This window comes from Kamptonema sp. UHCC 0994 (genome assembly GCF_029167235.1).
Taxonomy (GTDB): Bacteria; Cyanobacteriota; Cyanobacteriia; order Cyanobacteriales; family Microcoleaceae; genus Kamptonema.
This window is the reverse complement of sequence record NZ_JARFTR010000274.1, coordinates 1-19469: the sequence shown is the minus strand read 5'-3', so window position 1 is coordinate 19469 and position 19469 is coordinate 1. Positions and strand designations below refer to the sequence as shown.

Genomic DNA, 19469 nt, shown 5'->3' with positions numbered 1-19469 from the left:
CCATGCTCAAAATCATACCCGATCGCATCAAAAAAATAGTAATTTTCTGTATTGGTGTATTTTTAGGTATAATTACCTTACCAATTTTTACACCCGCTCAAGGCTCTTACCAACTCGAATACCGTATTACTCAATTGGAGAGTCAAATTTCCGATATCAGGGGACAAATTAATAGGTTAGAGTCTCAAGCTTCAGGATTTAACCGATCGCAACCGCCAACGAGTCCCGGTACAACTAGAACAAGTCCCAGAATGCGATCGGCAGACCCCATGTTTGACAATTTAGCAACAATGGTGATCGAAATTAAGCAAGACGTAATCAAAATGCAACAGCGACTATCCCAGCTAGAGTCGTCAACAACCCAGCCCAGCAATCGCTAAGCCAGAGAAGCCCAGCCCAACCTTTTACCTTAGAGTGGCAGAGGGGTTGGGACTGAGGGCTAAAATTTCGTGCAAGGGTCAGATTGCACCAACTATTGAATGACGTGGAAATAATATGCTGCCATTAACAAGTTGAGACCGAAAAGTAGCAGGAACCAGGCAGCCCGGAAGGTGTAAGGGGGCTTACCAGTTTTCATCACGGAGTCCGAGTTGAGTTGGTTATTGGATATCTCTGCCATAGGTTAAAGCTCCTAATTAATTCAGCCGTATCTGTATTTAGAAATACCAGAGAGCGTTACCTATTTGCACTATTCGTAAGAGTTATTTTCAGCACTTACGGATGATTTACGTAACGCCGCCATCCTGGCGGTTCATTGACCACCCAGACTGCGATCGTACTATGATTTTGCGTAAGTCCTAATTTTCTGAGGTAGGGGTTTAATCGCTCTCTCCGGCGTGGTAAGAACTACGAACGAGGGGGCCAGATCGGACATGAGAAAAGCCCATTTCCCGCGCGATCGCACCCAAATGGTCAAATTCCTCCGGTGTCCAGTATTTTTGAACTGGCAAGTGTTCCAGAGAAGGGCGCATATATTGACCCAGAGTTAGGCGATCGCACCCCACCCCCCGCAAATCCTCCAAAGCCACCACCACCTCCGCTTCCGTTTCCCCATGTCCCAGCATTAAGCCCGATTTCGTAGGAAGATCGGCATTAATTTCCTTAACAATACGTAAAACATCAAGAGAGCGATCGTACTTCGCCCCCCGCCGCACAGGCCCTTGCAGTCGCCGCACCGTCTCAACATTATGGTTATAACAAGCAGGCTTAGCCGCCACAACTAGGGCAATTCGCCGCCATTGGGAACTGCTGAGATCGGGAGATGGGGGGCAGAGGGGCAGAGGGGCAGAGGGGAGATTTCCATCTTCCTCATCTTCCCATCTCCCCCGCTCTCCTGCTCCCCCACCCCCGCCCCAAAAATCAGGAGTCAAAACCTCAATCTCAGTCAGCGGATTAACTTCACGAATCGCCTCCATAGTCATCGCAAACCAACCCGCACCGCCATCAGACAAATCATCCCGCGCCACCGAAGTCAACACCACATAACGCAAACCCAACAACTGCACAGATTCCGCCACCTTTTGCGGTTCCTGCGGATCTAAAGGCATCGGCGCGTGCCCCTTATCTACTTGACAAAAAGCACAAGCACGAGTACAAGTCGGGCCCATCAGCAAAAAAGTCGCCGTCTTCTGGGCATAACACTCTCCCCGGTTAGGACAGCGCCCTTCCTCGCAAATAGTATGTATCTGGCGCTGCTTAATAATTCGTTGCACCTCTGACAACTCACTAGCTTTACCAATCGGACGACGCAACCATGCAGGCATCGGCGACACTAAGGAGGTAAGATGAGAATCATCCGGCTTACTTGTAAAAGTTAAATTGGTTTGGGCAGGCATAAAAGTTTGGTTACTCTGCTTCTGTGCGCTTCGATCCTAGACCAAATTAACCAGACTAGCTGCCGGAAATTTATCCCAGTTTCATCCCAGTTTGGAATACAATCAATTTTCTTGCTGTAATTCTGCAAGAATATAGTTTAATGTTGGGAACCCTCACTCATCAGCAGAGGAGTCAGTCGTGGCAAGTAACAAAATCCTAGTAATCGATGACAGCAAAGTCATCCGCGTGCGGGTGCGAGAGATGTTGCCAGCCGGCAACTTTGAAGTCCTAGAAGCAAAAGATGGCGAAGAAGGGCTCAAGCTCATCCGTCAAGCACACCCGAACCTGATCATGTTGGATTTCCTACTGCCTAAAGTAAGCGGCTGGGAGGTTTTTCAAAAGATCCAATCGCAAGCCGAACTCCGGCAGATTCCCCTCGTGGTCATGTCAGGCCGCAAAGAAGAGGTGACGGATAAAATTCCAGAACCCTTTGACAAGTATTTTTTCGCCTTTATCGAAAAGCCTTTCGAGAAAAAGCAGCTCTCTGAGGCGATTAAATTAGCCATGATTTTGGCTAAAAAGCGCCCGCAAGAGCCAGACGCACCAGAGGCTAAATCAGCCGGAGCCGCCGGAGGTGGAGCTGGAGCTGCTGACATTAAGGCTCTCAATGACAAAATAGTTAAAATGCAGGCTGAGATTGACGCTCTCAAGAAACAATTAACTCAAGTTGTGACCATCATTAAGCAAAAGTTGAAGTAATAGTTAACGGTTAACTGTTAACCGTTAACTGTTAACTGAGAATTCTCCCCATCTCCCCGTCTCCTCGTCTCCCACTGCCCAATGTTTCACTGAATAATGTCTTTAGATTCTTCATTTTTGGCTCAAGTGCGCGGCTCGGCTGAGCAATTGACACAACGATTGGATCTCTTTTCCCAGGCGCGAGTCTTAGTGGTGGGGGACTTAACTCTTGATGAATTTCTCACAGGCCAAGTCGAGCGCATTTCCCGCGAAGCGCCTGTTTTGATTCTGCGCCACGAAAATACTAGGCAATTGCCCGGAGGCGGCGCAAATGCTGTCTATAATCTTGCTAAACTGGCGGGTCAAGTCAAAGTTGCCGGTTTAGTTGGTAAAGATGACCAAGGACAGGCTTTATGCCGTATTTTTGAAGATGCGGGCATTGATATTACTGGCATTTTAATTGACCCCAGCCGTCCGACTGTTACGAAAACTAGAATTTCTGGTCATGCTCGTCAGTCGGTAACTCAGCAAATTGTAAGGGTCGATCGCAAGTCGGATGAATTGCCCGATTTAGATTTACAGTTGCAATTAGCAGAGTATATCCGCCAACAATTAGATACTGTCGATGCTGTGGTTTGTTCCGATTACGGCGATGGTGTTTTGACTGCGGCTGTAATTGAAGCGGCGGTGTCTCACCCTAGAACTATTGTAGATGCTCAAACAGAGTTGAATCGCTATGCGGGAGCGACTTTATTTACGCCTAATTTACCGGAAGCTGAGCAGGCGGTAGGATATGCAATTAAGAACTCTACAACTTTGGTGAATGCAGGGCGTGACCTTCTGAATTTAACTCAAGCTCAACAAATGTTGATTACTCGCGGCGAGGAAGGAATGAGCTTGTTTGAAAGGATGAAGGATGGGGAAATCTATAAGCAGGATATCCCAGCTTTTAATCGGACGGACGTATTTGATGTAACTGGTGCTGGTGATACAGTGGTGGCAGCTTTGACTTTAGCATTGTGTGTTGGTGCGTCTGGTTGGGAAGCTACTGTTTTAGGGAATTTGGCCGCGAGTATTGTGGTGCGTCAATTTGGTACTGCGACGACAACTATAGATGAGATGAAGGAAGCTTTGCGATCGCTCCTTAGTTTAGATTGTTAACGGTTAACTGTTAACGGTTAACGGTTAATGGTTAACGCTTAACTGTTGACAAATTTAATTGATAGCGTTGGATTTTGCTTTGCTTCACTCAACCTAAATTTTACTAGCAATTACTATTTGTATCATGTCCGGTTAAATACTTGTCATATTGTATCTGGTTAAATACTTGTCATATTATATCTGGTTAAATACTTGTCATATTATATCTGGTTAAATACTTGTCATTGCGAGCGAAGCGAAGCAATCCCAACACCTTGCGATTGCTTCGCTTCGCTCGCAATGACGGATTGTAATTGCCGGACATGATATTAGCCATTAGCCATTAGCCATTAGCCATTAGCCATTAGCCATTAGCCATTAGCCATTACCAATTTCATTTTTTCAAAATTTGCCCCTTCTCATCAATTTTCAATGGTGTATTAGGAAAATCACCTTTTGTCAGATTACGAATTAGCCCCACGCTCCTAAAATTATTATCAATAGCAGGTATCCCTTGCCCATTAAGCTGTACTGGGATAATCTTACCAGAAATAAAATCTCCTTTAGGGTTCATTTGTACTTGCAAAATCAAGGATTCCCCAAGTTCTCCCGCAGTTGATAGGCTGCGATATCCCATAAAATTGCCCAAAGAATAAGCGATTAATTTTCCTTTGTACAGTTCTAAAGCTCTGTTAACGTGGGGGCCATGTCCTAAAATCAAATCCGCACCAGCATCAATCATAGTGTGGGAAAATAACACCATATTCCCTCGATTTTCACCAAAGAAAAATTCATTGTGATTTGGAACTCTGAGAGCTCCCGTTCCCTCGGCTCCAGCATGAACGGATATGACTACAATATCAGCTTTTTTCTTGGCTTCTTTCACAATTGCTTCCCCCGCTTTCAGCTCTAATAGAGAGTTGTGAACCTCACCATAGTTGCTGAAACCAATAAAGGCAACATTAACACCTTTGACATTCTTGTAGACAATTTGACCTTTTTTACCAATAGCAGTCATACCTGCACCATCGATATTTTTAATCGTATCTTTAAATCCTTGCTCGTGAAAATCCCAGGAATGGTTATTAGCGACATTCAAAATATGAAAGCCCGCATCTTTTAACAGCTTGACATAGCTGGGAGGTGTCCTAAAGGCAAACAGCATTCCACCGCCGCCACCTTTGGAACTGTAACGATAGTCGGTTAATGTACTTTCAAAGTTGCCGAATAAAATATCTGCTCCTTGCAGGTATGGCTTGACTGACTTAAATAAAATCTTCTCGTCTTTGGGAAGTTTATTGTAAGGATAATTGCTGCCAGGAATGATATCACCAACGGCTTTGATGGTGATATTTTCTGCTGGAAATTGTGCGTTTTTTGGAGATGGTGAAGTTATGTTTGAAACCTCTGTCACCTTACCCGTTACTTGTGTAGTTGTTACAAGTTTCGGAATAGGTTTTAAGATAGGCTTAGCGACCGCTTTTTGACTAATGCGTATAGCTGGAGAGGCTGATGTAGATGGGATTGGCTTTAAGGGTAGTAGCTTCTCAGAGGTACTTGAGATGGTTGCGGGGGGTTGTTGAAGTTGAGATCTGAGCACGAAGCCGCATAAGGGGATGAGTACAATGCTAACGGAGCCGACTAGAAGCCAAGGATTTCCGGTTGTCCTTTTGGGTAATGGGTGACGGTTGACTGGAGGCTGGTGACTGGTGACTGGTGACTGATAACTGGTAACTGGGGACTGGTAACTGGGAATTTTCCCCCCCTCCTGTGCTCCCCCGCCCCTCTGCTCCCTAGCTCCCCCACTCCCCAAGGGTTGTTTGAGTTCGACGATTTGAGTCCAACCAGCTAATTGCTGGCTGGTTCGCCGCCCATAAACTTTGATAGAGTAGATTTGGGCTGGTTCGAGGCGAAGTAAGCCTTTGACGATGACTCGGATGCAGGCATCTTGGGCGGGTAGTGGTTCTGCTTCTAGTAATAGATGCAGACAGGTGTTTTGACGGGTGGCTTTGACGGCTATGCCCTTGGTTCCTAGTGCTTGACTAATGAGAAATGCGATCGCAGTTGCATCGCCTTCTTTGGCTAATGTTAAAATCTCTTGCTGACTCACTCTCTTTCCTCACACCAACAGATAGAGTTTATCATTTCATCAAAAAAAGAGCGATCGCCATAAATTTTATAGCAATCGCCAAGACGGTGAGGACATAATATCCGTAAGGCCCTTCTGTGGGTGGTATTTTTACTACCTAGAGGGCGGCGTTATGTAAGTTATCAAAGAAAGAAAGTTGACTCTTACTTTTTACTTCTTTTTTCTTCCTTCTTCCTTCAAACTAAGAGCGCATAGCCGCTTTTTGCTCGGCCTTCAAATCTCGACGACTAGAAGCTTCTAACTCAGAATCTAAGAGCGTCCTCCCCGTCGCCGCCAAATAAACATCATCTAAACTCGGTCGAGATTGAGCAATCCCAAAAGTAGGAAGGCCCGCATCTCTAATTACTTGTTGGATATTCAAAAGTGCATCACTCTGAGGTGTTACCACTAAATTAAGAGAATTACCTTGAGCAGTATTCACGATCGCTTCTTGTACAAAAGGCAAAGATTGTAACAGAGATTTTGCTTTTTCGGCTTCCTCAATCGGCGAAAATTCGCGGATGCGGAGAGTAACGCGATCGCCTCCTACTTTATCCTTTAATTCTTCTGGCGTACCCGCAGCAATCACTACACCCTTATCGATAATTGCTACTCTGTTCGCCAAAGCGTCAACCTCTTCGAGATAATGGCTGGTAATCAATATTGTTGTCCCTGACTCCCGCAACTGTCGCAGAAAGTCCCAAACTACAACGCGGCTTTCTATATCGAGCCCGACTGTCGGTTCATCTAAAACTAAAACATCCGGTTGATGTAAAAGTCCCGCAGCTAAATCAAGTCGTTTGCGGATACCACCGGAATAAGTACCTGTCTTTTTATCCGCCCATTCCCCTAAACCGAGTAATGCGATCGCGCGATCGATCCGATCTTTAATTATCGACCGGGGCAAATGGTAGAGAGCGGCTTGCAATTGCAAAAGTTCGCGCCCCGTCAGCACCTTATCTAAAGCAACCTCTTGAGCCACATAGCCAAGGCGTTGTCTAGCCAATCTCGGCTGCTCTATAACTGAAATCCCGGATACCTCTAAGCGTCCGCTGTCGGGGGCTATCAACGTACACAAAGCCCGCAGAGTAGTGGTTTTGCCTGCACCATTGGGGCCGAGCAAACCAAAAATCTCCCCTGGTTCCACCTGGAAGGAAACATCTTTGACGGCTTCAACAGTACCGTAGCGTTTCTTAAGATTCTGGATTTTTACAGTGTACTCAGTGCTTTTAGCCATTGTCGGTCAGTTTTCTAGTACAATTCCCGTAAGCTGTGCTTGAGACTGCTTATTTTCAGCCAATTTAGGGTAAGCGAACTCATTTATTGAGTCATCCTAGCCATCCAGTCATTCTAGTATTTTTCTTATCCGATAAGATCGCATTTAAACGGCAACTTCCGCTTTAACTCATCCATAAATTAACAATAAAAATAAAAAAATACCCTGAATTAAATCAGAGTGTTCGATTGTTTGATTATTGTTTGACTATGCGCTTGTCAGAGATTGATAGGCATAGCCATTTTATAGTATCTATCCCAATCAGACATAAAGCTTAGAGCTAATATTACATTTTTATTATGATGCAGTCAGACCACGATTGCCTATCTAGTTTTGGCGGTGCAGGGCTGTATCATGCTCTTGTAGGGGCAATAACCCTGGGTAGGCGTACTCAGCCTTGGTCAGCAGTAGGCACCGACAGATATCCTAGATTTAATAGTCTGTTTAAAGAGTGGTAAAGAAGCGTACAAAGCTCATGAAAATCCGAAATTTGGTAGCGATCGCGAGGGTAATTGGTTTGTCCAACATCTTTACAGCAGTTTGCGGGATCGCGATCGCCAGTATTTTACTCTCTCCAAGTGCTACTGCGTCTCCCCCTGCGACTTCGGGGAGGCTATTAGCTCAACAGCAGGATTTACAAGAAAGTCAGGTAAAAGACGAGATTCGCGATCGCGTCTCTCAAGAAGTTGACAGCGCTTTTCGCCGCACAGCATCCATGCTGAATATTTTTTTAATTGTACTTACTTTCTTTCCTACAGCCGCCGCTGTCGGCGTTTGGATATTGCTAGGAAAATTAGCTCAGCAAACAGCTATCGCTCAGCAAGAAATTGCTAGTCTTAGAGACGATACAATTTCTCAATTAAAAACAGTCCTCACTGAAGCTCAAACCGTCTTAGACGAACTCAATCAGCAGGGAAAATGGGTTGAAGAGGACACTGATATTTTGTTCACAGACCCCGAAATTCAAGAATTTACCCCTGTAAAATATGGCGATCGCAAACAATTGATGAGTGGTAGCGACTATGCCAAACAGGGAGATGCTTATTTCTTTGAAAATCGCTACGACGAGGCAGTTAACGCTTACAATCAAGCCCTACAAATTCAGCCAGAACTAGCAGATACTTGGAATAATCGAGGAGTAGTGCTGACAAGAATGCAGCGCTATTCAGAAGCAATTGATTCCTACGAACAAGCAACAAAAATTCGCCCAAACTACCCCGATGCCTGGAATAATAAAGGAGTAGTATTATTAGAAATGCAGCAGCTTCCAGAAGCGATTGTCTGTTACGAACAAGCAATTCAAGCAAAATCAGACTATGCTGATGCCTGGAATAATCGAGGAGTTGCCCTCTCAAAAATGCAAAAGTATGAAGAAGCAGTTATCTCTTACAATCAAGCATTAGTAATCAGAAATGATTATACAGACGCTTGGAACAATCGAGGCGTTGCCCTCACTAAATTACAAAAATATGATGCGGCTATTGATTCTTACGATAACGCCACTAAACTTAGACCAGATTTTTATCGAATTTGGTATAATAAGGCTCGTTGTTATGCTCTTCAAGGTCAAATAGAATTAGCTCTAGAAAACTTGAAACGAGCATTCGATCTCAATCCAAATATGTGCAAGCAACTAGCAATAAATGAAATAGACTTTGAATCTATTATGCAAAATGCTATATTTAAACAGTTAATGGGTAATGGGTAATGGGTAATGGGTAATTGCTAATTGCTAATTGCTAATTGGTAATCGCTAAATAGACAACGGATTCGACAACAGATTTAACCTACACGCGATTCAGTTATCAGTTATCAGTTAACAGTTAACAGTTAACAGTTATCAGTTAACAGTTAACAGTTAACAGTTATCAGTTAACAGGTAAGAAGTGTTGAAATCCTTTATTAAGATTTAACTCTTCCTCTGGATAAATGCCGTTACTATCTACCAACAAAATATCAGGATTTTTTGTGATACTTCCCACTATAGCTGCTCCAGCTCCTAACTTTTGTATTAACTTTTGAGCGATTTCCGGGGGAAGGCATAGAATTAGCTCAAAGTCTTCACCACCGTATAATCCCCAATTTAGTGCTTTTTCCGCTGAGACTAAGCGGTGAAGAGTTGAAGGAATAGGGATTTGATTGCGATCGATTTTAGCTCCAACATTGCTAGCATGACAAATTTGAATAATCGCATCTGCTAAACCATCGCTGCTGTCCATTCCTGCGATTTCAATTTTCGATTTTGACTCCCATTGTAAAAGTTTAGAATCTACAATTTCCCAGAGGATCGGTAATACATCTAATCGGGGTTTTGGACGCTGGTGAGCGAGTATTAGCCATGAACGTTCGGGGGGAGTAAGTGATGTCTCTAATTGAGGGTTAAGGAGCAATTCTAGCCCAGCGCGTGAGGCTCCGTGAGGGCCAGTGGCGACGATCGCATTACCTGGTTGGGCGCTGCGGCGGCGGATAGCGCAGGCGGGGTCAACTTCTCCGAAAGCAGTAATAGCTAGAGCGATGAGGGGCGATCGCACAATATCGCCGCCCACGATCGGGGTATTGTATTCTTGCAGACAAGCTGTCATCCCTTGGTAGAGTTGCTCTACCCAACTCACAGGAGTGTCAGGGGTAAGGCTAAGTGCCACAGCGATCGCTAAGGGTGATGCTCCCATCGCCGCCAGATCGGATAAATTAGCAGCAACAGCACGCCATCCTGCATCTTGGGGTGTCGTAGTGCGATCGCTAAAATGTACTCCATCAACGAGCATATCAGTGGTAATCACCAGAGATTTATCGGCATGGGTAGGGATAATTGCGCCATCATCTCCGATAATTTCAGGGGGGCAAAACTTTTGCAGAATTGCTAATAAGCCTTGTTCTCCGATGTCTTTAATTTTCATTATTTTTAACGACTTTCCAGAGGATTTTGAGTTAGCGTGCGATCGCTCTTTGGCTTAGATTAACAGGACTCTGGCGACTTACGAACTGATCGCGGTTGAGAAATAAGAGGGGCAAATTGCCGAGGCGGTGAATTCTCTGGTTCGCCAGAGGGAACTTACAAGGGTGACGACATCTGCCCGTTCTTTAGTGGCTGCGGCGGGTATCCTATTGACGACATTTGGTATCGGTGCTTTGATGGGATGGGTTGCTAGATAATCAAGACTTAAAGTGATTTAATTGAACCTTTAATGGTTCACAATTGAGATTTGACAGTTTTTGTAAAGCAAGTTGATACCTGAAAAATGATCGCAAAAAAACATTTTTTTAACCTCTTAAATGGTCTAGGCTTAGAAATAAAAAATCCCCAATGGTGGCTTCAAGTTCTGATTATTTCGATTGTTTATCCTTTGATTTGTTGGTTTCTCCCGAATCATGAATTTTCGAGTCTTACGATTATCCCACCATATATTTCACCCGTTTGGCCCGGAACAGGATGGATGTTCGCCACTTTATTGGAGTGGGGTTATTCTCGTTGGTTAGGTATCTTTATGGGTCAATTTATTGCGACCTTAATCATGGCCTGGTCGATATCCCCAAGTTTATGGAATACTGTTTTCCTCAATAGTATTAGTGTAACGATTTGGAATTTATTGGCAGTATTTGTGATTCGACGGTTAACTCGCACAAAATTTCCTTTTAATGAAGTCAATCATGTAGTAATTTTTATCGCCGTTAGTTTTTTGGGAGTTAGTTTACCCAACGCTTTGATCGGGGCTTGTTCATTCACTTATCAGAAACTTGTCCCCCTGTCTGACTTTCTAAAAACTTTCACGGGTTGGTGGATTGGTGATAGTATAGGTATCTTACTTTTTACACCTTTTTTGTTAATTTGTTTTAAAAAACAGAAATTTTATGCCCCGCAGTCTTGGCTTAGTGGAGAATTTCTGATTATTGCTATTCTTTTGGGAATAGTCATTAAATTTGCCTTATTTGAGAGTCAACCTGTAGAATATTTACTTTTACCCCCTCTCTTATGGTCTGTTTTTCGTTTTAGTCAGAAAGTTACTACTATTTTAGTCACCGCCATTTGTAGTATGGCTTTTATCACTACGGCTTATAAAATTGGTATTTTTTATAAGGTGGCATTGGCTAGTAATTCCCTTTTGTTACTACTTTTATTTGTGGGGGTACTTTCCCTTACGACAATGGTGACATCTGCGATTGTTTCGGAAAATCGTCAAGCGGCTTTGAAATTACAACAAGCTAATGCGGAATTAGAAGAAAGAGTGATTCAGCGTACTATTGCTTTGCAGGAAAGTGAGAATATTTCCCGAGAGTTGGCAGTGAAAGCAGAAACCGCCAATCAAGCCAAAAGTACATTTATTGCCAATATGAGCCACGAATTGCGATCGCCCCTCAATGCTATTCTCGGCTTTTCGCAATTGATGGTACGCGCCACAAATATGCCCCCTGAACAATACGAAAATGCCGGAATTATCTATCGCAGTGGTGATTATCTATTAACGCTAATTAATAATGTACTCGATTTATCAAAAATCGAAGCAGGTAAAACCACCCTTAATCTTACAGACTTTGACCTACATATCTTGCTGAATGATTTAGAAGATATGTTGCATCTGCGGGCTAATAATGCCGGATTGAATTTGGTATTCCAGCGAACAGAAAATGTGCCGCGCTATATCTGTACCGATCAAGTAAAACTGCGTCAGGTTTTAATTAATTTACTCAGCAATGCCATCAAATTTACTTCCGAGGGTCAAATCACTTTGAATGTCTTTCTGGGAGAACAAGAAACCACAGATGTTTTTAATTTGCATTTCCGTATTCGCGATACTGGGGTGGGTATTGCAGCAGCAGAACTGCCAAAACTATTTGATGCCTTTAGTCAAGCCCAAGCAGGAAAAGAAATGCAGGAAGGAACGGGTTTAGGTTTAGCAATTAGCCGGAAATTTGTGCAATTGATGGGGGGAGATATTTCTGTAGAAAGCGAATTAGGAAAAGGTACAAGTTTCTCATTCTATATTAAGGTAAAATTGGGCGAAAAAACCAACAGCAAGATTACAGGAGAATATCCCCAAGTGCTAGCACTTGCTCCCGGTCAACTTAGCTACAAAATTCTCACAGTCGATGATAAATATATTAATCGACAATTACTAATTAAGTTGCTCAGTCCCTTGGGATTTGAGGTGAAAGAAGCTAGTAACGGACAAGAGGCGATCGCCATTTGGGATGAATGGGAACCGCACCTAATCTGGATGGATATGAGGATGCCAGTTATGGATGGCTACGAAGCGACAAAATACATCAAATCTACCACTAAAGGCAATGCTACGGCTGTAATCGCGTTAACGGCGAGTGTGTTGGAAGAAGAAAAGGCGATCGTGCTTTCGGCTGGATGTGATGACTTTGTTCGCAAACCCTTCGTTGAACACACCATTTTTGACGCACTAGCCAAGCATTTGGGAGTCAAATATATCTATGCAGAAACAATATCTCCTGTCTTGGATGATACAGAAACACGTCCCTTGACATCGGCAGATTTAACCTGTATGACTCAAGAATGGATTACTCAATTATACGAAGCTGCACTTGAGGCAAATACTAACCTCGTGTTACAAGTTGTAGGAGAAATTCCCCAAACAGAAACTCGTTTGATAAAATCCCTTACAAAACTTGCCAGTCAATTTAAGTTTGAGCAGATTCTTGATTTAGTAGAACCCCGGAGTGGCAATGAATCTTAATTCTGGCATCGAAAATAAAGGTAATATTCTAATTGTAGACGATCTTCTAGAAAATCTACAATTACTAAGCGATGCGCTCCTCAAACTCGGCTACACTGTTCGCAGCGTTACCAGTGGGCGGATGGCACTGAAAACGGTGAAGGTAAAGCGACCAGATGTGATTCTTTTAGATGTTAAGATGCCTGAAATGGATGGTTATCAAGTCTGTAGAACTCTCAAAGCTGATGCAGATATTAGCCACATTCCAGTAATTTTTATTAGTGCTTTAGATGATGTCTTCGACAAAGTAACCGCCTTTGATTCAGGGGCTATAGACTACATCACCAAACCATTTCAAATCGAAGAAGTAGTGGCGCGTCTGGAAAATCAGTTAACCATTCAACGCCAGCAACAGCTTCTGCAACAAGAAAATATTAAGCGCCGGGAAACAGAAGAGGTACTTTATCAATCGAGGGCTTTACTGGCTAGTGTTTTGAATAGTTCCCTTGATGGTATTGCGGCAATGCAGGCTGTTCGTCATATCGAAACAGGGGAGATTGAGGATTTTGAGTGTTTAGTCGTCAACCCCGTGATTGCTAGAGCTTTTAAATGCAGTCGTGAAGACATGATTGGCAAATTGGTACTCAAAAAGTTTTTTAGTAATATTGATCTAGAATTATTTGATCGCTTCGTTAATATTGTCGAGACGGGGGAATCTTTAGAACAGGATTTTTACTATGAATCAGAAAAATCTTGCTGGTTTCACTTCGTAGCAGTCAAGCTAGGAGATGGTTTTTCCGTTACTATCCGTAATATTACCGCCCGCAAACAAATTGAATTGGCTCTGCAAGATGCCAATCAAAAATTAGAAGAACTGGCAAATCTAGATGGCTTGACTCAAGTGGCTAACCGTCGCTGTTTCAACAATCGTCTTCAAAGTGAATGGCAACGCCTAGCGCCAGAAAATCAGCCACTTTCTCTAATTTTATTGGACGTTGATAAATTCAAATCCTACAACGACTACTACGGTCATCTGGCTGGGGATGATTGCTTAATTAGAATAGGGCAAACATTACAAAAAGTAGTCCGTTGTCCCACCAATTTAGCAGCGCGTTACGGTGGAGAAGAATTTGTGTTACTCCTCCCGAATACGGATTTAAAAGGAGGGATTAAGGTGGCACAAAACATTCAGCAAGGAATTCACGATCTGGCGATTCCCCATGCACAGTCTGACGTGAAGGAGATCGTCACAGTCAGTTTGGGTATTGCCTCACTCATACCCACCTTGGAAGTTCAACCAGATACACTGGTAGCCTATGCAGACAAAGCTTTGTACGATGCTAAACAACAGGGGCGCGATCGCTGGAGTACAAATTGTTGAAAAATCGGGGCGTTTTTTTTGAGGAAGGGGGAATTATACCGTTAGACAAGACTTTTCGCCAGTTGTAATTCATCCTGGTTTTTTGTTGATAGTCAGTACGATTGCCTATAATTTCTATGTAGCAATATTTTTCAGAAGTAGTATAAGCTGTAGCTAGTGTTACAGATTAAGAGTGTAAATCCTAATTAGGGTATTTAATATTCGGACTGAAAAGCCGATAGTTAAGTTTCTTAAATTTGTCCGATTACTAGACGGTTGATGATGAAAATAGCTCAGAGAGTTTGGTCAGTATTCGACTCGAGGCAAGATACAGCGGCTGACAGCCGGGTGAGGTACACCACAAGATGAATGAAGAAACAATCCCCCCTTATAGCTGTACCTCATCAAGTTGGAAACCGCTATATCTAGCTAACGTCGAATACTAACCAAATATTAATCAAGTGACACCTTAACCACGCGGTTCTTTTCCGCTTCAGCTTTAGGTAGATTCAGATTCAAAATCCCATCCTTGTACTTAGCTTCCACCTTGTCATTTTGAATGCGTGCAGGTAAAGGAATCACGCGGCGGAAAGAACCATAACGGAACTCAGAACGAGTAATGCCTTTATCTTCCGTCTTAGTTTCAGACCGGCGTTCCCCGCTAACAGCAACAGCTTCAGCCGTCACTTGCACATCCAAATCCTTAGCCTCTAAACCAGGAATTTCTAGCCTTAAGTGAATAGCCTCTGGAGTTTCGTGCAGCTCAGCAGCAGGCATAAATGCAACACCATTAGAACCACGCTCTACCGGCGGCGTAAAATTCTCAAACAAGCGATTCATTTCCCGCTGCAAAGTATCAATTTCCCGGAACGGTTCAAAACGAATAAGAGACATAATCAATACCTCCAATCTTCTGAATTTTTAGGCTTTGAAGAAACCTTGATTTAACCTGTCTCTAATGTATGAAAAATTTCCAAATTAGGGGATTCGGTTTTCTCCCACGATCGCGATCGCATTCCCGTACATTAGCACTCTTTCACCCCAAGTGTTAATCTCCGAACCAATTGTACGGTTAACCGCCTCGTAAGTTTTGACAAAAAGCATAAGTATCAAACAACACTCCCACCAGACTAAAGGTAATACCAATTACTAAAAATCCCTCAACGGGGCTACCATTGCCAAAAGTTGCTAGGAACTTCAAAATCTGGTCTGCTCCCAAGTGACCAACCTCTTGCAGGTAGGGCAGATGACTAATTAAGTAAGAACAGCTCAACCCTGTCCCGATTAACAATAGCGGAGCGACAAAGCTGAAAAGACTTGTCAGCAGTAGAGAGCGAAGAAAATTAGGCACAATGCTCATATAGAGACTCACAAATCGGCTAAACTGCCTACAGGCATACAAGTGAAATTCACTTACCCTCTTTCTACGATAGAAGCGATCGCTCTTTTGCAGCGAATCTGTCAGAAAACTTAAATTTTCAGTTAAAGAAACTTGTTTAAGATTTGTAGATACATTTCATTTTTCTCTGCTGTTGTTACAGTCATCCTTAACCTTGAGTCAGACTAATTCTTCCGGCCTGGGATTGTGGAGTCAGCGGTTTCTAGCAGCAATACTGCTAGGCGGCCAAGTGACTCTGCACCTGTTCACTCGCAATATTCATCGCCGCAACACCCTTGACCAAATGGTGGCTGTGGGCCCAGAATCCCTACTCATCGCCTTGGTGACTGCTGGTTTTGTGGGTATGGTGTTTACCATTCAGGTAGCGCGGGAGTTTATTGCCTTGGGTGTAACTAACGCCGTTGGCGGTGTACTAGCTCTCTCTTTAGCTCGCGAACTCGGCCCAGTCTTGACAGCAGTGATTATTGCTGGGCGAGTAGGCTCTGCTTTCGCTGCTGAAATCGGCACCATGCAAGTAACAGAGCAAATTGATGCTCTCTATATCCTCAAAACTGACCCCATCGATTATCTGGTAATTCCTCGCGTTATTGCTTGCTGTCTAATGTTGCCAATTTTGACAATCTTATCTCTGGTAACTGGTATGGCTGGAGGTCTGCTGATTGCTACCAGGCTGTACGGCGTTTCCCCAGTCGTGTTTTTGGACTCTGCCCGTAACTTTCTCACGCCTTGGGATATTTGCGCCCCGGCTATCAAAGCTTTTGTTTTCGGCGCTTTAATTGCGGTGATTGGTACGAGTTGGGGTTTGACTACTACTGGTGGTGCTAAAGGTGTTGGACAGTCCACTACGACTGCTGTTGTGACTTCTATGCTTGCGATCTTTATCTGCAATTTTTTTCTGTCTTGGTTAATGTTTCAAGGTACTGGGAGTATGGCGCTCCAGCGGCTAGGGAATTGAAAATTATAGGAAAAGGGGCTAGGGACTAGGGGCTAGGGACTAGGGAAGAGGTGAAATGGAAATTAATTCTTCTTTTCGTCTTAAAAAGTCTAATTCCTAATTACTAACTTCTAGCTCCCCTCTTCCCCTAGCCCCTAGCCCCTAGCCCCTAGCCCCTCTTTTCGTAAATTTTCTCATAAACGGGATTAAACTCGACTTTTTCCATCAGCGAAACCCGATTTTTTTCTATCGGCAGGTGCAAGCCATACCAGATAAAATGAAATAATTAGCAACATTCGTTTACAAGCCGGAATTAAGCCTGTGACTGTAACTTCGTCTTCGATCAACTCAACAGAGACAATAGAGCTGACTCCGAGTTACGCGCTCCCCCTAATCTTAGTCGGAGTTTCCGTACCCCTGCTGCTGGTACAAAAAGTGGTAGCTTTAGCGATCGCTCTTTTTGGCTTGTTTCTGATGTATCAGGCCGCAACCATCCGCCTGCAATTCACCGACACAGCCTTAGACGTATACCGCAAAGAAGACATGATCCGCCGCTTTCCTTACCAAGAATGGCTTAACTGGCAGGTATTCTGGCCAGCCGTACCCATTCTGTTCTACTTTAAAGAAGTCAAAAGCATTCACTTCCTCCCGGTACTCTTCGATCCTAAAATGCTACAGGCGTGCTTAGAACAGCGCTGTCCGCGAAAGGACTCAAAGATGAAAGATGAAGTCAGTTAACTGTTAACTGTTAACTGTTAACTGTTAACTGTCACCCGTTCTCATACAACTAAAAACTGCTATGTAAATTCACCTAATTAAACGTAAGATGAGGATGACTAAAAAGCTTGCTGTCTCCTAAGCGCCCCTAGTCCCTAGCCCCTAGCTATAACTCCCTAAACCCAGTCCCCTACTTCCCATGAATTCAGACGAAACTCAAACCCAAGAACATCAACAACAAGCAATCGAAGTGTCAGTTAATCCAGAAGATTCCAGTCCAAAGGATGAGGCCGTGACAGAGCCAATTGAGTCCGCGATCGCACAGCCAATGGCAGAGGATTTATCAATTGCGGATGCAATTGACGAGCCGACTATACAGCCAATTGCTGAAGGCGAATCAGCCGCAGAATTAAATCCCATTAATGAATTGGTAACAGACATCAAAGACGATGTTACCGAAAACTTAGTACAGCAAGTTATCAGTTTGCAAAAGCAACAACAGGATTTGAAACAAGAAATTGAGACTCTGCTTGCCACAAAAGCTAATTTGCAGCAAGAACTCAGTGACACTCAAGCTGCGATCGGACGTTTAGTGCAAGACGCTTTAGGTCAATTAGAACAGCGCAAGCAATCACTACAAGTTGAAGTAGAAAAATTAGAACGCCGTCGCGATCGCATTCAAAAAGAAATGCGAACCACTTTCGCAGGCGTTTCGCAAGACTTAGCAATTCGAGTTCAAGGTTTTAAAGACTATCTAGTAGGAAGTTTACAAGATTTAGCAAGTACCGCCGAACAATTAGACTTAATACCAGAAGTACAAGAACAGCCAAAACAAATTATTGAAGAGTCTAAATCCTCTACTGATGCACCTACAAATCCCCGATTTACTGAGCAAGGTTTTCAGGAACAAGCCAAACAAATTCGCCGCATTCTCGACCAATATCGCACTCTTCCCGACTACTACGGCCCACCTTGGCAATTGCGCCGTACCTTTGAACCAATTCATGCCGAAAAAGTCTCAAATTGGTTTTTTACTCAAGGTGGAAAGGGAGCTTTACGAACAATGGGTTCCCGCTTACAAAATATCTTAATTTCTTCAACAGTAATTTCTGTACTTAGAACGCTATACGGCGGCCGTTTGCGAACTCTCGTACTTGCCAACAGTCCCGAACGTTTGGGAGAATGGCGTAGAGGCTTGCAAGATTGTCTAGGAATTACTAGGAATGATTTTGGCCCGGAACGGGGAATTATTTTGTTTGAGGCGGCGGAAGATGTCGCACAAAAAGCAGATCGTTTAGTAAAAGATGGGAAGTTGCCATTAATTATAATTGATGAAACAGAGGATCAAATTAGTCTATCAATCCTCCAATTTCCCCTATGGTTAGCCTTTGCTCCAGACCCGCAGAATTTGATGCCTAAAGATTTTTGATAGGACAAGTTAGCTAAATAGTAGCGCCGTCCTCTGGGCGGTGAATTTACCGCCCAGAGGACGGCGTTACATTCAAGATAGAAAATTGAGGTGAATTCATTATGGGATTGTGGTTAATTTTAAATTTTTCTGTGTTATTGGCTGCTTATATACTAGGTTCGATTCCGACTGGATATAGTGTAGCAAAATGGGTTTTAGGAATCGATTTACGCGAGTTTGGATCTGGTTCTACGGGTGCAACTAACGTGCTGAGAACTTTGGGAAAATGGCCCGCTTTGGGAGTCTTGCTAGTTGATGTTTTGAAGGGGATAGCCGCGATTTCTCTGACTCGTTATATCTACTCGCTTGATAGCACTGCTCAGCTAGCAGCAACCGCAGGGATAAAAGAGATTACAGTAGTATTGCCTTGGATGGCAACTTTAGCAGGTTTAACTGCTGTTTTAGGACATAGTAAATCTATCTGGTTAGGCTTTTCTGGTGGTAAATCTGTGGCTACAAGTTTGGGAGTTTTGTTAGGTTTATATTGGCCTGTCGGTTTAGGAACTTTCGGGATTTTTGGGTTAGTTTTGGCGATTTCGCGAATAGTATCTTTGAGTTCTATTATAGCTGCGATCGGGGTTTCTGGGTTGATGTTTGCTTTTGGTCAGCCGTTAGCTTATCAGTTATTTGGTATTGCTGGTGGTGTATTTGTGATTGTGCGACATCGTGCTAATATTCAGCGGTTGTTGAATGGTACGGAGCCGAAAATTGGGGAGAAATTAGCATCGGAATCTGAACAAGGTTTAGAAGGTAATTAACATCTAGCAGTACGCATTACTTACGTAACGCCGCCATCTTGGCGGTTAAGGAACCGCC

Annotated in this window: 19 protein-coding genes; 11 read left to right on the top strand and 8 right to left on the bottom strand. The window is 43.5% G+C overall.

The genetic code is table 11. The features are described 5' to 3' along the window. Positions 1–2: 2 nt before the first annotated feature. Positions 3–380, top strand: coding sequence for a hypothetical protein (locus PY364_RS24355; protein ID WP_275570290.1), 378 nt, complete (start codon positions 3–5; stop codon positions 378–380). A gap of 92 nt (positions 381–472) precedes the next feature. On the opposite strand, the gene psaX is transcribed toward PY364_RS24355, so the two are convergent. Both psaX and PY364_RS24345 read right to left on the bottom strand, forming a co-directional pair. Continuing rightward, complete coding sequence (gene psaX, locus PY364_RS24350) at positions 473–619, bottom strand: photosystem I protein PsaX (RefSeq protein WP_019486856.1); 147 nt, start codon at positions 617–619, stop codon at positions 473–475. A gap of 199 nt (positions 620–818) precedes the next feature. Continuing rightward, positions 819–1835 carry a lipoyl synthase gene (locus PY364_RS24345; RefSeq protein WP_275570289.1) on the bottom strand — a complete coding sequence of 339 codons (1017 nt, stop codon included), beginning with the start codon at positions 1833–1835 and terminating at the stop codon, positions 819–821. A 178-nt stretch (positions 1836–2013) separates the two neighbouring features. On the opposite strand from PY364_RS24345, the gene PY364_RS24340 reads away from it, so the two are divergent. Both PY364_RS24340 and PY364_RS24335 read left to right on the top strand, forming a co-directional pair. Further along, the gene (locus PY364_RS24340) at positions 2014–2574 is read left to right on the top strand and encodes a response regulator (protein ID WP_275570288.1); all 561 of its coding nucleotides are present in this window, start codon (positions 2014–2016) and stop codon (positions 2572–2574) included. A 96-nt stretch (positions 2575–2670) separates the two neighbouring features. Then, positions 2671–3714, top strand: coding sequence for a PfkB family carbohydrate kinase (locus PY364_RS24335; protein WP_275570287.1), 1044 nt, complete (start codon positions 2671–2673; stop codon positions 3712–3714). Positions 3715–4087: 373 nt separating this feature from the next. Here PY364_RS24335 and PY364_RS24330 read toward each other — a convergent pair whose 3' ends face one another. Continuing rightward, complete coding sequence (locus PY364_RS24330) at positions 4088–5803, bottom strand: CapA family protein (protein ID WP_275570286.1); 1716 nt, start codon at positions 5801–5803, stop codon at positions 4088–4090. A gap of 220 nt (positions 5804–6023) precedes the next feature. Then, positions 6024–7058, bottom strand: coding sequence for an ATP-binding cassette domain-containing protein (locus PY364_RS24325; protein ID WP_275570285.1), 1035 nt, complete (start codon positions 7056–7058; stop codon positions 6024–6026). A 338-nt stretch (positions 7059–7396) separates the two neighbouring features. Between PY364_RS24325 and PY364_RS24320 the strand changes: the two genes are divergently transcribed. Together PY364_RS24320 and PY364_RS24315 are read left to right on the top strand one after the other, a co-directional pair. Continuing rightward, positions 7397–7555 (top strand): hypothetical protein, encoded by a 159-nt coding sequence (locus PY364_RS24320; protein WP_275570284.1) that lies wholly within the window; start codon positions 7397–7399, stop codon positions 7553–7555. A 17-nt stretch (positions 7556–7572) separates the two neighbouring features. Beyond that, complete coding sequence (locus PY364_RS24315; protein WP_275570283.1) at positions 7573–8805, top strand: tetratricopeptide repeat protein; 1233 nt, start codon at positions 7573–7575, stop codon at positions 8803–8805. Between the two features lie 160 nt (positions 8806–8965). On the opposite strand, the gene thiL is transcribed toward PY364_RS24315, so the two are convergent. Further along, positions 8966–9994: a thiamine-phosphate kinase gene (gene thiL, locus PY364_RS24310; protein ID WP_275570282.1), complete on the bottom strand. Its 1029-nt coding sequence runs from the start codon at positions 9992–9994 to the stop codon at positions 8966–8968. A 342-nt stretch (positions 9995–10336) separates the two neighbouring features. Between thiL and PY364_RS24305 the strand changes: the two genes are divergently transcribed. Both PY364_RS24305 and PY364_RS24300 read left to right on the top strand, forming a co-directional pair. Continuing rightward, a complete protein-coding gene (locus tag PY364_RS24305; protein WP_275570281.1) occupies positions 10337–12796 on the top strand; it encodes an ATP-binding protein in 2460 nt (819 codons plus the stop codon). After that, positions 12786–14156, top strand: coding sequence for a diguanylate cyclase (locus tag PY364_RS24300; protein ID WP_275570280.1), 1371 nt, complete (start codon positions 12786–12788; stop codon positions 14154–14156). Before PY364_RS24305 ends, PY364_RS24300 begins: the two co-directional genes overlap by 11 nt. A 432-nt stretch (positions 14157–14588) precedes the next feature. Here the strand turns inward: PY364_RS24300 and PY364_RS24295 are convergent, their stop codons facing one another. The 3 genes from PY364_RS24295 to PY364_RS24285 form a co-directional block, all read right to left on the bottom strand. Then, the gene (locus tag PY364_RS24295) at positions 14589–15029 is read right to left on the bottom strand and encodes an Hsp20/alpha crystallin family protein (RefSeq protein ID WP_275570279.1); all 441 of its coding nucleotides are present in this window, start codon (positions 15027–15029) and stop codon (positions 14589–14591) included. Between the two features lie 84 nt (positions 15030–15113). Further along, complete coding sequence (locus PY364_RS24290) at positions 15114–15239, bottom strand: hypothetical protein (protein WP_275570278.1); 126 nt, start codon at positions 15237–15239, stop codon at positions 15114–15116. Continuing rightward, positions 15208–15495 (bottom strand): hypothetical protein, encoded by a 288-nt coding sequence (locus PY364_RS24285; RefSeq protein WP_275570277.1) that lies wholly within the window; start codon positions 15493–15495, stop codon positions 15208–15210. Before PY364_RS24285 ends, PY364_RS24290 begins: the two co-directional genes overlap by 32 nt. A 193-nt stretch (positions 15496–15688) precedes the next feature. On the opposite strand from PY364_RS24285, the gene PY364_RS24280 reads away from it, so the two are divergent. The 4 genes from PY364_RS24280 (at position 15689) to plsY (ending at position 19411) form a co-directional block, all read left to right on the top strand. After that, complete coding sequence (locus PY364_RS24280; protein WP_275570276.1) at positions 15689–16489, top strand: MlaE family lipid ABC transporter permease subunit; 801 nt, start codon at positions 15689–15691, stop codon at positions 16487–16489. Positions 16490–16789: 300 nt separating this feature from the next. Further along, positions 16790–17206, top strand: a complete 417-nt coding sequence (locus tag PY364_RS24275) for a DUF3119 family protein (protein WP_275570275.1) — start codon at positions 16790–16792, stop codon at positions 17204–17206. Positions 17207–17384: 178 nt separating this feature from the next. Beyond that, on the top strand, positions 17385–18614 hold the full coding sequence (locus tag PY364_RS24270) for a DUF3086 domain-containing protein (protein WP_275570274.1): 1230 nt from the start codon (positions 17385–17387) through the stop codon (positions 18612–18614). Positions 18615–18715: 101 nt separating this feature from the next. Then, entirely contained in the window at positions 18716–19411 is a 696-nt protein-coding gene (gene plsY, locus PY364_RS24265; RefSeq protein ID WP_275570273.1) for a glycerol-3-phosphate 1-O-acyltransferase PlsY, read from the top strand. The last annotated feature ends 58 nt before the right edge of the window (positions 19412–19469 follow it).